Consider the following 12,276-nt stretch of genomic DNA (forward strand, 5'->3'; position numbering starts at 1 on the left):
CCGTCCACTTTCAGCAGGGTGCTCATGAAGCCAGCTCCCGCCAGTGGTGACACCACACATGATGCAGCTCCGATGCCTGTTCAGGCAACGGCTGGACAGCGCACACCTCGGTTCGGTGGGGGCAACGGTTGGCAAAGCGGCAGCCGGACGGCAACTGTTCCAGCGACGGCACCTGACCGGCAATGACCGGCAGCTCGGTTTTTCCGGGCCGGTCCAGCCGGGGAATGGACGCCAGCAGCCCTTGAGTGTAAGGGTGACGAGGGCGTTCAAACAGCTCATACACATCGGCCTGCTCGGCACTGCGCCCGGCGTACATCACCAGTACCTGATCGCAGAGCTGGGCTACCACCCCCAGATCGTGGGTAATGAAAATCACCGCCATGTTGTTTTGCTGCTGCAGCTCGCGGATCAGGTGCAGGATTTGCGCCTGTATGGTCACATCCAGCGCCGTGGTGGGCTCGTCGCAGATCAGCAACTCCGGCTCGCAGGCCAGCGCCATGGCGATCATCACCCGCTGGCGCATGCCGCCGGAAAGCTGATGCGGGTAGGCAGACAGCCGGGCCTCGGCTTCCGGAATGCCCACCCGACGTAACAGGGCCAGCGCCGCCTGCCGGCGCTGTGCCTTGTTCAGCTCGGGACGGTGCAGCTCATAGACCTCCATCAGCTGGCGGCCCACGGTATGCACCGGGTTCAGGGCCGTCATCGGCTCCTGAAAAATCATGGCGATCTTGTTACCCCGCAGCCGATAGCGCTGTTGCGGATCCAGAGTGAGTAAATCTTGCCCCTGAAACAGCGCCCGGCCGCCTTCCACCCTGCCCGCCGGTTGCGGCAGCAGGCCCAGCAGGCTGAGAGCGGTGACGCTCTTGCCACAACCGGACTCCCCCACCAACCCCAGGGTCTGCCCCGGCGCCAGCGAAAAACTGACGTCATCCACCACGCGAAAACAGCCCGCCTCGGTGGTGAAACTGACCGCCAGGTTGTTTACTTGCAGCAAGTCCGTCATCGGCTGTCAGGTCTCCGCCAGGTTTCCACCACCTCCAGCACTGGTTCATAGCGCTTGCCGCCGGCCTTGATCTCGGCCTTTTGTTGCTGGTCGATCCAGAACAGGCCACCGGTGCTGTAAGGGTATCCTTCCATCGGCCAGAACAGGGAAGGCGAATGCCGCGTCCCCCTGGTCTCGGGCAGCTTCACATAGCGCCAGTAGGCTTCCCGGGTGTAGGGCACCTGATAACCGGGGATGAAGATGGCAAGCTCGTGTACCCGGCGTTGTATTTGCCGGGAAATGGCCGCCTTGGCGTCCAGATCCATGGTGCGGCGATATTCCTCGATTAGCCGGTCCAGCTCGGCATCACTGATATTGAACAGGTTGTTGGTCTGGGGCTTGTTGGCATTGAGGGAGTGGAAGAACTCCCAGTACTGCGGGTAAAGACCGCCGCCGCTCCAGCCCAGCCAGGCCGACTCGTGCTTTTTCTCCAGCATGACCTTGAAGCCGGTGGCGCCGTCCACCAGGTTGAGCTGCAGGTCCAGCCCCGCCTTGCGCGCCTCTTCGCGCAAAATGGCCAGGCGGGCGGTGTGCTCCTGTGTGGTGTAGGTGACCGCCAGACTAAGCCGGTCGCCCTCAGCGTTCATCAGAATGCCGCCAGGCCCCTGGCGATCGTAACCGGCCTCGGCGAACAGCGCACGGGCCTGGTTGATGTCGTATGCCCGGGCACGAATGTCATAGTCGGTAAAATCGCCGTAGCCGCTGCCAAAGCTGTTCATGCGCTCATAATCACCGCGCAGTATGGTATCCAGCATGCGCTGCATGTTGATGGCATGGGCAATGCCCTTGCGTACCCGCACGTCCGCCAGCCTGGGATGGGCGGTGTTGAGGTGCAGGCCCTGGGCGCCCTGCTGCATGTCGTTGTAGAACCAGATGCGGTTAATCAGGCCGTTGCGGTATTCGGGGGTACTGGTCTTGTCGTGCCACCACTCCGGCAGGATCAGGCCAAAGGTGTCGATGTCGCCGCGCAGAAAATGGCGGTAGGCGATGTTGAGATCCCGCACCACGGTGAGCCGGATTTCATCCACATTGAACCGGTGCCGGTAATAGGTGAGATCGTTGCCCCACCAGTCGTCCAGCCGTTTAAAGGTAATGGATCGACCCCGTTTGACATCGCTTATCACATAGGCGCCGGTCACCGGCGCCACCTCCCAGTTGTAGCGGCGCACCCAGTCCTCGCTCAGCTCGTAAAAATGCTCGGGCTGAGGCACCAGCCCCACGGTGTTGAGCAGCTCGCGACGGCTCTTGGGGCTGCCGGCGGTCACCGAGATGGTGTAGTCGTCATATTTGGTGACGTCGGTGATTTCTTCGGTGAAATAATTGTTGTACCAGGGGGCACGGATCACCTTGGAACGCATGAACTCCAGGGCGAACAGGTAATCGTCGGCGGTCACCGGCTCGCCGTCGGACCAGCGCGCCGCCGGATTCAGCCGGAAATACATGGTGCGGTTGTCGTCGCCAAAGGCCCAGTGGGTGGCCAGGGCGGGAATGGGATTCTCGGTTTGCGGATGCAGGGCATAGAGGCCGAGCTGATTCTCCAGAATGAAGGACCGGAATGAGGTGTTGGAATCGGGCCCCACGGTACGAAAGGTGAGTGGAAAGCTCATCAGCGTCATGTTGAACACGCCCCCCCGTTTGGCCTCGGGCGAGGCAAAAACGGGGTCCGCTTCATTGGTTTCCCATGTCAGGTGGTCGGGCAGCTCCGCCGCCTGCAGGCCCAGCGCCAGCCCCAGGCCGGCCAGTATCAGCAGTAATTTGTTCATTGCAGTCCCTGCCTATTCGTAACGAGAAAAGTGTTTGGGATCAAAGGCCTCGCGAATGGCCTCGCCAATAAAGGACACCGTGATCAGTACCAGCGACACCGCCGTGACCACGGAGGCCACTATCCAGGGCGAGTCCAGGTGATTCACCCCCTGGCGCAGCAGCTCGCCCCAGCTCGGGGTGGGCGGCGGCAGACCGAAGCCCAGGTAATCGAGCGCCGTGAGCAGGGAAATATTGGCCACCACGGTAAAGGGCGCCAGGGTGACGATCATCATCAGGGTGTTGGGCAATATGTGGTGCACGATAATGCGCCAGGTGCCCGCCCCCTGGGCCCGGGCCGCCATCACATAGTCCCGCGCCTTTTCCTTGTAGGTGAGGGTGCGCATATACCAGGTAATGCCCATCCAGCCAAACAGCACGTTGATGGCGACAAACAGGGCAAAGTTGGGCTGGGTGATCGACACCAGTATCATGATCACGTAAAGAAAGGGCACCTGCGACCAGATTTCGATAAAGCGCTGAAACAACAGATCGAACCGCCCGCCCCGAAAGCCCATCAGGCAGCCCAGCAGCACCCCGATGCCATAACTGGCGGACAGGGCGATAAAGGCAAAGCCCACGGCGGTGCGAAAACCGTATACCAGCCGGGCCACTATGTCCCGGCCCGAGCTGTCAGTGCCGAGAAAATGCCGGCTGTCCAGGCTCGGCGCCGTGGGCGGATAACCGTTGCCGCTGTAGTCCTGCTCATAGGGACTCCAGGGCACCAGGGGCAGCAGCACCCAGTTGCCGGGCTGCTCACTCAGCACTTGTTTCAGTTCCCGATAGTCGGTTTCATACTGGTAGCCAAGGCCAAAGGTGTCGCCGGGGATCACGGCGCCGTAGGTGGGAAAGTACAGTTCGCCGTCATACTTCACCAGCAGCGCCCGGTTGTTCACCCACAGCTCGGCAGACACGGCCAGCAGCACCATCACCATAAACAGCACAAAGGCGTAGTAGCCGCGTTTGATGCTGCGAAAACGGCGCAGTTTCTTGAGGGTGACATCAGAAAGCAGTCTAGCCATCGAACCTCACTCGCGGATCCACCAGCGCCACGCAGATGTCCGATACGATGTTGCCCAGCAGCATCAGCAGCGAAGTCACCGCCAGTATGCCCATCACCACCGGGTAGTCCCGCTCCACCACCGCCTCGTAGCCGAGCAGGCCAAGGCCGTCGATATTGAAGATCACCTCGATCAGGAAGGAGCCGGCAAAAAACACCGAAATTACGTTGCCGAAGTGGCTGGCAATGGGGATCAGGCTGTTGCGCAGGGCATGGCGGGTAACGGCCTTGCCAAAGGGCAACCCCTTGGCCACCGCGGTGCGCACATAATCCGCCGACAGGTTTTCCATCAGGCTGTTTTTCATGGTCATGGTCAGCACCGCGAAATCACCGATGGCATAGGCGATGAGCGGCAGCAGGGCATGGTGAAACAGGTTCAGGGTTTTGGGCCAGAAGCCGTCCAGGTAGTAGAAATCGTCGCCCACAAAGCCGCCCATGGGAAACCAGCCCAGCTGAAAGGCGAACACCGTCAGCAGAAAAATCCCCACCACATAGGCCGGCAGAGCATAGCCGGCGTAGATAAACATGGAACTGATGCTGTCGAACCGGCTGTTGTGCCTGAGCGCCTTGAGCACCCCCAGGGGGATGGATACCAGATAGCTGAGAATAAAGGTGCTGATACCGAAAAAGGCCGACACCGGCAGCCGCTCCTGGATCAGCTCCCACACCGGCAGGTAATAGCGGGTGGAGACCCCCAGGTCGAGCTGGACCAGCTTGCCCAGCCAGTCCAGATAGGCCTCGGCCACCGGCTTGTCGAGGCCGTAAAAGGCCTTGAGTTCGTCAATTTGCTCGGCCGACAGCACCTGCCCGCCCCGGCTGCTGTGGCTGAATTCGCTGCCCGCCAGCTGGCTTTCCATCAGCATGCGCTCCACCGGCCCCCCGGGCACAAAGCGGGTAATGGCGAACACCACCAGGGTAATGCCGAGAAAGGTGGGGATCAGCAGCAATAATCGACGCAGAAAATACTGGCCCATTGTATTCCTTGTGTTCGTTCCCTGAAAAAGGATTAGTGGCTGCCGGTTGATCGTACCCGGCAAAACGCATTAGCAAGCAGACTCGGCGTACCGTGAATCGACAGCAGGGCTACCTGCGCCGACACGCTTCAGGCCCATCCCTGGGGCGCTCGGCAAATGCCATCCCTGGCATTTGACGGTCGGCTCCGGCAATCCCTGCTGCCGCTTCACCTTGCAGGCCTTCCACAGTTCGACCAACAGCCGGGTCTTATCATGCCAGCTTACGGCTTATGCTGTTCTTTTTCATCCTATATCAAGGCATTGCAAAAGGGGCAAGACAGAGACCGTTTTTCATTCTCGCGGTATCGCGGGAAATACTCGTTGACTCGGACGTCCAGACGGCTTAGCATCCTCTGCCATCGGTCATGTAAGCATGACTTGTCCCTGTTCTTACGCTGTCTACGCAGTGGATAACCATACCGGAAGGGCCCATCCTCCGATGATCAAACTGACCAATATTACCAAACGCTACGGAGCGGGCGAAAATGCCGTTCACGCCGTGAAAAACGTCGATCTGGAGGTTGCCGCCGGCCAGATCATGGGCGTTATCGGCGAATCCGGTGCCGGCAAGAGCACCCTGATCCGTTGCGTCAACCTGCTCGAACGCCCCACCGAGGGCCGGGTATACGTGGACGGCCAGGATTTGACCGCCATGGGCGGCACCGAACTGTCCCGCGCCCGCCGCAATATCGGCATGATTTTTCAGCACTTCAACCTGCTGTCATCCCGCACCGTGTTCGACAACGTGGCCCTGCCCCTGGAACTGGCGGGCACCCCCAGAGCCGAGATCAAACAGCGGGTCAACGAGCTGCTGGAGCTGGTGGGCCTGTCCCACCGCGCCCATGCCTACCCCAATGCCCTGTCGGGTGGCCAGAAGCAACGGGTGGCCATCGCCCGCGCCCTGGCACCGGCGCCCAAGGTGCTGCTGTGTGACGAGGCCACCTCGGCGCTGGATCCGCAGACCACCCAGTCCATTCTGGCGCTGCTGAAAGAGCTCAACCAGCGTCTGGGCCTGACCATTTTGCTGATCACCCACGAAATGCAGGTGGTCAAATCCATCTGTGACCGGGTGGCCATTATCAACGACGGCGAGCTGGTGGAGCAGGGCGAGGTGGCCTGGTTCTTCGCCAATGCCAAAACCGAGCTGGCCCGCCGCTTTATCGCCTCCACCATTCATCTGGAAATTCCCGATGAATACCAGGCCCGTCTGTCCGCCAAGCCGGTAGCCGGAGCCCTGCCGCTGGTGCGGCTGGGCTTTACCGGCGAAACCGTGGATACGCCGCTGATCTCCATTCTCAGCCGGGAACTGAAGGTGGACGTCACCATTCTCAGCGCCGACATCGAATACGCCGGCGGCGTCAAATTCGGCTTTATGCTGGCGGAGCTGGATGGCCAACCTGAGCAGACTCAGGCCGCCATCGCTTATTTGGAAGAACACAAAATTCAGGTGGAGTTACTCGGTTATGTCCGACGCCATGATTAATCTGCTGCTCTCGGCGCTCTGGGAGACCCTGATCATGACCTTCGGCTCGGGCGCCATCGCCTGTGCCCTGGGTCTGCCGCTGGGCATTGCCCTGCACGTGAGCAAACCCGGCCAGATCTGGGAAAACAAGGCCTTTAACAAGATGCTGGGCACGGTGGTGAACATCGGCCGTTCCGTGCCCTTTATCATTCTGCTGGTGGCCATCATTCCCTTTACCCGGCTGGTGGTGGGCACCAGCATCGGCACCTGGGCCGCCGTGGTGCCACTGACCGTGGCCGCCATTCCCTTTGTGGCCCGGCTGATGGAAGGGGCGCTGATGGAAGTGCCGTCGGGCCTGGTGGAAGCAGCCCAGGCCATGGGCGCCCGCCGGCTGCAGATCGTGTACAAGGTGTTGCTGCCCGAGGCCCTGCCGGGCATGCTCAACGGCATCATCATTACCCTGGTCACCCTGGTCAACTACTCCGCCATGGCCGGTGCCGTGGGTGGCGGTGGCCTGGGTGATGTGGGCATTCGCTACGGCTACCAACGCTTTGATCCGCAGATCATGCTGATCACGGTAGTGATCCTGGTGGTACTGGTACAAATCATTCAGAGCGCCGGCGAACGGCTGGTGGCTCGTGTCGATCGTCGCTGAGTTTTCTTATATCAAGGAGTGCATCATGAAAGCTGGATTGAAATCATTCGCCACCCTGGGCGTGCTGGCCTCGGCCCTGACCCTGGCCGGCTGCGGCGAACAGGCCGAACAGACCACTGCCGAGGCGGAAGCGGTCAAGCCGCTGCGCCTGGGTGTGATCGCCGGTGCCGAAGAACAGGTCGCGGAAGTGGCCGCCAGGGTGGCCAAGGAGCAATACAACCTGGAGGTAGAGCTGGTGTCCTTCAGCGACTACGTCACCCCCAACGTGGCCCTGAGCGACGGCAGCCTCGACATCAACGCCTTTCAGCACAAGCCCTACCTCGACAAGCAAATTGCCGATCGCGGCTACGAGCTGGTACCGGTAGGCAACACCTTCGTGTACCCCATCGCCGCCTACTCCAAGGTGATCAAGTCCCTGGACGAGCTGGCCGAGGGTGCCAAGGTGGCTGTGCCCAACGACCCCACCAACCTGGGCCGCAGCCTGCTGCTGCTGGAACAGCAGGGCCTGATCGAGGTGGATGATGCCGCCGGCCTGGAAGCTACGCCGCTGAACATCACCGCCAACCCCAAAAACCTCGACATCGTCGAGCTGGAGGCGCCTCAGCTGCCCCGCTCCCTGGATGACGTGGCCTTTGCGGTGATCAACACCACCTATGCCTCGCAAATCGATCTGCTGCCCGGCCGCGACAGCCTGTTTGTGGAAGACAAGGAATCCCCCTACGTCAACCTGATCGTGTCCCGCACCGACAACCAGAACGACCAGCGGGTACAGACCTTCGTCAAGGCCTACCAGAGTGAAGAGGTCTACCAGGCGGCGCTGGATCTGTTCAAGGGCGGCGTGGTCAAGGGCTGGTAAGCCCGCGCTCACTTTGCCAGCAGGGCCACGGCATGCCGTGGCCCTTTTTTATTGTTGCTGCCATAATGCGCCTTTGACGTGTCTAGCCGGGATGGACTCATGCACAAGTGGTATCTGGCCCACTGCCGCCCACGGGAGGAAGAGCGGGCCCTGCTGAATCTCGAAAACCAGAACATAGAAACCTTCTGTCCCTTTATCGAGGTCAAAAAAATCGTGCGCGGCAAGCGGGTGGTGCGTAACGAGGCGCTGTTTCCGGGCTATCTGTTCCTGCGCGCCGACCTGGAGCACATCAGCTCCACCACCCTGCGCTCCACCCGGGGGGTGCGCAACCTGGTGCGTTTTGGCGATACTCCCTGCGTGGTGCCCAATGAGCTGGTATACGAGCTGATGTGCCGCGCCGGGGACGAGCGCCTGGGCGAGCAGCTGAGCAGCCTGCCCCGATGCGGCGACCGGGTGCTGATCAAGGAAGGGCCCTTTGCGGGTATGGAAGCCATCTACCAGGAGGCCGACGGTGACAGCCGCGCCATGCTGCTGCTGACCCTGCTGCAAAGCCAGACCCGGGCCAGCTTTGCCAACACCGATTTCATCCGGCTCGAAAAATAGCGCCCGCCGGGCGTTTTCCCCTTGGGGCTTTGGCCGGCTCAGCCCTGCAGGCCGCACAGCAAACGATATTCTTCCAGCACATAGGTGTCGGTCATGCCGCTGATGAAGTCCAGCAGCAGGCGCACGCGAAAATACCATTCCCGTTCGGCCTCGCTTTCAAAAAAAGGCGCGCTTTGGCTGTCGCGGCGATAAGCGGCCAGGTGCCTTGGCGGCAAGCGGTGAAACAGCCGGCGCAACACCTGACCATTGGCATCACGGCGGTGTTCCAGAGCGGTGAACTCCGCCGCCGGCAGCGCCAGCAGCGGGGCAAAGGCATCGAGCACGCCCTTGAGGGCGGCAAAGCCGGCCAGCTCCAGCGACTCCACTTCCCGCCGGCGAAACACATGGCCATGGGCGAAGTCCTTGAGCCATTGCAACGCCTGAGCCGGCGCCTGCTCCACCGCCAGCAGCGGCCGATCGTGCTCGCCGTCGAGAATGGCCTGCTGGTGCACCAGGTACTGCTCGCATACCAGCGGCAACAGATCCTGCCCCAGGCGCTGGCGAAAGCGGCTGAAAAAGCCCGGCTCCTCCACCCTCGCCTGCCGCCACAGCTGCTTGAGGTACTCATTGCCGTCATTCAGCAGGGCCAGCTCCAGCTCCGCCAGGCTGAGCACCCCCCGGTCCACCGCATCTTCCAGATCCGCCACCCCGTAGGCCATGTCGTCCGCGGCTTCCATTAAAAAGGCCAGCGGATGGCGACCGTGTGCGGTGGTGGGAAAATGCCGGCGAATCTGCTGGATCAGCGGACGCTCGCTGAAAAAGTGCCCGGGCTTTTGCTGCCAGCGACCGCCGGTTTTCGGCTGGTAGGCACCGCGCACGTACTTCTGCAGCGCCGCCAGCTGGCTCAGGGTCAGGTTCATGTCCTGCAGACTGTGCAGCAGCCGCAGGCTCTGGGCATTGCCCTCAAACTGACGCAGATCCGCCAGCAGCATGGGCCACTGCCGCGACGGCGTCCCCACGGCCCGACGAAACAGTACCGGCAGGTGCCGGCCCAGCCAGTCGATGATCACCGCCTCGCCAAAGTGACCGAAGGGCGGATTGCCCACATCGTGCAGCAGGCAGGCCATTTCCACCAGGCTGACCAGGGCATCCCGCTCCACCTCGGCTTCCAGCCCCGCCACCACCCGCAATGCCAGCTGACGGCCGGTTTCCTTCACCTCCAGCGAATGAGTCAGCCGGCTGCGCACCGAGGCCTTTACATCCAGTGGAAACACCTGGGTTTTCTGCTGCAACCGGCGCACCGGCGAACACTGCACAATGCGCGCGCGGTCCGCCTCGATGGCCTGCTCGGCACTTTGCGCCTCAGGCTCGGCCCGCAGCCGGTCGGCGCGAATAAAGTCGGCATAACGGCTCATGCGCGCTGCTCCAGCCAGTGGCGCAGCTCGGCCAGATCCGGCGCCATCAGGCGGTTGAGCTCGGCCACCCGGTCATCGAGCCTGTCCCACCAGTCGGGCAACTCCGGGCTCTGAATTTGCTGGGCCAGCAGCTGCACCCGCTTCAGCCCCACCGAGCCGGCCGCCCCCTTGATCTTGTGGGCCTCTTCCACAATCTCCTGCTGCCGGCGTTCGGCGGTAAACCCGTTCAGCCGGGTCAGGTAATCGCTGGCCATCTCGGCCAGCATGTCCACGCTCGACAGCAGGGTGCCGGCGCCCACGGTATCCACGTAATCCTGCAGGAACACCGTGTCCAGCACCGGTTCATCCGCGCCGCTCGCCGGCCCGGACGTTGCCGGTGCCGGCAGCCTCGCCGCCTTGTTGCAGGGCGGCCGGTGGCCGAAAAAGCGCGCCAGCGCCCCCTTGATGGCCTTGGAAGACAAGGGTTTGCTGATGGCATCGTCCATGCCCCCGGCCAGATATTGCTGCTTGTCGCTGATCACGTTGGCGGTGAGCGCCACCAGCGGCGGCAGTGCCGTGCCCTGCTTTTTGGCGTCTTCCCGCAGCCGGGTGGCGATGTCAAAGCCGGTCATGTCCGGCAGCTGAATATCGAGGAAAATCAGATCAAAGTCGTGCTCGGCCAGCAGCGCAAAGGCCTCGCCGCCGTCCCGGGCCACGCTCACTCTATGACCCAGCTTTTCCAGCAGGGCGCAGGCCACGGTGACGTTGAGCTCCACGTCTTCCACCAGCAGCACCGACAGGCAGGGCAGTTGGGCCAGCACCGGATCGTCCTTGGGCGCCTCTGTGGTGGGCACGGTAATGGTGACGCTGAAACAGGAGCCCTCGCCCGGCTCGCTGTCGAGCTCAATGCTGCCGTGCATGGCGTCCACCAGTTGCTGGGACACCGCCAGGCCAATGCCGGTGCCGGTGGCGTGCTTCTTGCCCTCGATCTGGAAATAGAGCGCGAAAATCTTCTGCTGCAGCGCGGCGGGAATGCCGATGCCGGTGTCTTCAATATCAAAGCGCAGGGTCACCTGGCCCGGCGCCAGCTCGTCGGCCATGCAGCGAATGGTGACGCCGCCGTCGTCGGTGAACTTGACCGCGTTGCCCACCAGGTTCCACAACACCTGGCGCAGCCGGGTGCCGTCGGCCAGAATCCATTCGGGAATATCGCCGTCCCGGTCAAAGTGCAGGTACAGCCCCTTCTGCTCCGCCTGCAGCCGAGCCAGGCTTTCCAGATCATCGAGAAAACCGGGAAAGTCCATGGGTTCGGGCGCCAGCTCCAGCCGGCTGCGATCCAGCTTGTCGAGATCGATAATGTCGTTAAAGATGTTGCCCAGGGTCACGGCGCTGAAGTGAATGGTCTTGAGGTGCTGACGCTGCTCCGGGCTGAGCTCGGTGGCCAGCAGAATGCGGCTCAGGCCCACGATGCCGTTGAGCGGAGTGCGCAGCTCGTGGCTGATGGTGGAGATAAAGGTGGTCTTGTCGCGGCTCGCCTTCTCCAGCTCGTTCTGATAGCGCTTGCGCTCGGTAATGTCCCGGCCAAAACCGAGCAGCCCCAGACGCTTGCCGTCCCGATCAAAAAACGGCACCTTGCGCAGTTCAAAGCAGGCACGGCGGCCGTCGGGGTATTGCAGCCACTGCTCGTAGGTCTGGGTTTCGTTACGGGCAAACACCTCCCTGTCGGTCTCCACCACCTTGTCGGCCACGTCCGCCGGATATACGTCGTAGGGGGTCAGGCCGATCAGCTCCTTTTCGGGGCGGCCCAGCAGGTTCTCCATGGCCTTGTTGCAACCGGAAAACTCTTCCAGCTCGTTGCGGTAATACACCAGATCGGGGGAAGTATCGATAAAGGAGCGCAGCAGCGCCGAGCGCTCCTGGGATTCCATCTGTGCCTTTTCACGCTGGTAGACTTCGCTTTCCAGATCCTCAATGGCCTGCTGGCGGGCGGCCTGGGCTTTGCGGGTTTCCTCTATCTGACGGTTGAGCAGCTCGATTTTTTCCTGCAACTCGGCATGCAGCTCCTGATCCCGCTCGCGCATCTGCTGCAGCCGTTGCACCAGCCGGCTCAGCCGCTGGCGGGAGTCTTCCAGCTGATCCACCACCACCGACAGAAAATACACCGCCCAGGGGGTGATCAGCAGGCCAAAGAAGATGGAGCGCACCAGATCCACCGACTCCACCGAGCCGCGCAAAAACAGGGTGACCCCCACCTGAATAAAGATGGCCAGCAAAATAATGCAGGCCGCCAGCAGCATGCTGAAGCGCACTATGCCCAGCTTGGTCATCAGATCCACATAGTACTGGGCCCAGGTCTTAACGGGTTTCATCGGCTTTTATCCTGTCGGCAACGGCAAGGGAATGAGGATACCG

Annotated in this window: 11 protein-coding genes (1 of these 11 cut by a window edge); 4 read left to right on the top strand and 7 right to left on the bottom strand. The window is 61.8% G+C overall.

Features of this window, described 5'->3' with window-relative positions; translation table 11 throughout:
• The 5 genes in view from PU634_RS14050 to PU634_RS14070 are tightly spaced (at most 12 nt apart) and all read right to left on the bottom strand, a layout consistent with a single transcriptional unit that may run on beyond the window.
• On the bottom strand, positions 1 to 26 hold the 5' end (the start) of the coding sequence (locus tag PU634_RS14050; protein WP_306761399.1) for an ABC transporter ATP-binding protein. 988 nt of this gene lie to the left of the window's left edge; the window shows 26 of its 1,014 coding nt (coding positions 1–26); its start codon is at positions 24 to 26; the stop codon falls past the left edge of the window.
• Positions 23 to 1,003 (bottom strand): ABC transporter ATP-binding protein, encoded by a 981-nt coding sequence (locus tag PU634_RS14055; RefSeq protein WP_306761400.1) that lies wholly within the window; start codon positions 1,001 to 1,003, stop codon positions 23 to 25. The genes PU634_RS14050 and PU634_RS14055 overlap by 4 nt, the downstream gene beginning before the upstream one ends.
• On the bottom strand, positions 1,000 to 2,805 hold the full coding sequence (locus tag PU634_RS14060; protein WP_306761401.1) for an extracellular solute-binding protein: 1,806 nt from the start codon (positions 2,803 to 2,805) through the stop codon (positions 1,000 to 1,002). Before PU634_RS14060 ends, PU634_RS14055 begins: the two co-directional genes overlap by 4 nt.
• Positions 2,806 to 2,817: 12 nt before the next feature.
• Complete coding sequence (locus PU634_RS14065) at positions 2,818 to 3,864, bottom strand: ABC transporter permease (RefSeq protein ID WP_306761402.1); 1,047 nt, start codon at positions 3,862 to 3,864, stop codon at positions 2,818 to 2,820.
• Positions 3,857 to 4,876, bottom strand: coding sequence for an ABC transporter permease subunit (locus PU634_RS14070; protein ID WP_306761403.1), 1,020 nt, complete (start codon positions 4,874 to 4,876; stop codon positions 3,857 to 3,859). The genes PU634_RS14065 and PU634_RS14070 overlap by 8 nt, the downstream gene beginning before the upstream one ends.
• 478 nt (positions 4,877 to 5,354) lie before the next feature.
• Between PU634_RS14070 and metN the strand changes: the two genes are divergently transcribed.
• The 4 genes from metN (at position 5,355) to rfaH (ending at position 8,491) form a co-directional block, all read left to right on the top strand.
• A complete protein-coding gene (metN, locus tag PU634_RS14075) occupies positions 5,355 to 6,398 on the top strand; it encodes a methionine ABC transporter ATP-binding protein MetN (RefSeq protein WP_306761404.1) in 1,044 nt (347 codons plus the stop codon).
• Positions 6,379 to 7,032, top strand: a complete 654-nt coding sequence (locus PU634_RS14080) for a methionine ABC transporter permease (RefSeq protein ID WP_306761405.1) — start codon at positions 6,379 to 6,381, stop codon at positions 7,030 to 7,032. The genes metN and PU634_RS14080 overlap by 20 nt, the downstream gene beginning before the upstream one ends.
• A 25-nt stretch (positions 7,033 to 7,057) precedes the next feature.
• On the top strand, positions 7,058 to 7,888 hold the full coding sequence (gene metQ / locus PU634_RS14085) for a methionine ABC transporter substrate-binding lipoprotein MetQ (protein WP_306761406.1): 831 nt from the start codon (positions 7,058 to 7,060) through the stop codon (positions 7,886 to 7,888).
• A 99-nt stretch (positions 7,889 to 7,987) separates the two neighbouring features.
• A complete protein-coding gene (gene rfaH, locus PU634_RS14090; RefSeq protein WP_306761407.1) occupies positions 7,988 to 8,491 on the top strand; it encodes a transcription/translation regulatory transformer protein RfaH in 504 nt (167 codons plus the stop codon).
• A 38-nt stretch (positions 8,492 to 8,529) separates the two neighbouring features.
• Here rfaH and dgt read toward each other — a convergent pair whose 3' ends face one another.
• The gene (gene dgt, locus PU634_RS14095; RefSeq protein WP_306761408.1) at positions 8,530 to 9,885 is read right to left on the bottom strand and encodes a dGTPase; all 1,356 of its coding nucleotides are present in this window, start codon (positions 9,883 to 9,885) and stop codon (positions 8,530 to 8,532) included.
• Positions 9,882 to 12,233: an aerobic respiration two-component sensor histidine kinase ArcB gene (arcB, locus tag PU634_RS14100; RefSeq protein ID WP_306761409.1), complete on the bottom strand. Its 2,352-nt coding sequence runs from the start codon at positions 12,231 to 12,233 to the stop codon at positions 9,882 to 9,884. The genes dgt and arcB overlap by 4 nt, the downstream gene beginning before the upstream one ends.
• Positions 12,234 to 12,276 lie beyond the last annotated feature (43 nt).

The sequence above is a fragment of the Oceanimonas pelagia genome, assembly GCF_030849025.1.
Lineage (GTDB): Bacteria > Pseudomonadota > Gammaproteobacteria > Enterobacterales > Aeromonadaceae > Oceanimonas > Oceanimonas pelagia.

What these genes read in the sequence shown, in the direction of transcription:
- PU634_RS14055 (WP_306761400.1), bottom strand. Translation starts at nt 1,003, where the DNA reads ATGACGGACTTGCTGCAAGTAAACAACCTGGCGGTCAGTTTCACCACC.
- PU634_RS14060 (WP_306761401.1), bottom strand. Translation starts at nt 2,805, where the DNA reads ATGAACAAATTACTGCTGATACTGGCCGGCCTGGGGCTGGCGCTGGGC.
- PU634_RS14065 (WP_306761402.1), bottom strand. Translation starts at nt 3,864, where the DNA reads ATGGCTAGACTGCTTTCTGATGTCACCCTCAAGAAACTGCGCCGTTTT.
- PU634_RS14070 (WP_306761403.1), bottom strand. Translation starts at nt 4,876, where the DNA reads ATGGGCCAGTATTTTCTGCGTCGATTATTGCTGCTGATCCCCACCTTT.
- metN (WP_306761404.1), top strand. Translation starts at nt 5,355, where the DNA reads ATGATCAAACTGACCAATATTACCAAACGCTACGGAGCGGGCGAAAAT.
- PU634_RS14080 (WP_306761405.1), top strand. Translation starts at nt 6,379, where the DNA reads ATGTCCGACGCCATGATTAATCTGCTGCTCTCGGCGCTCTGGGAGACC.
- metQ (WP_306761406.1), top strand. Translation starts at nt 7,058, where the DNA reads ATGAAAGCTGGATTGAAATCATTCGCCACCCTGGGCGTGCTGGCCTCG.
- rfaH (WP_306761407.1), top strand. Translation starts at nt 7,988, where the DNA reads ATGCACAAGTGGTATCTGGCCCACTGCCGCCCACGGGAGGAAGAGCGG.
- dgt (WP_306761408.1), bottom strand. Translation starts at nt 9,885, where the DNA reads ATGAGCCGTTATGCCGACTTTATTCGCGCCGACCGGCTGCGGGCCGAG.
- arcB (WP_306761409.1), bottom strand. Translation starts at nt 12,233, where the DNA reads ATGAAACCCGTTAAGACCTGGGCCCAGTACTATGTGGATCTGATGACC.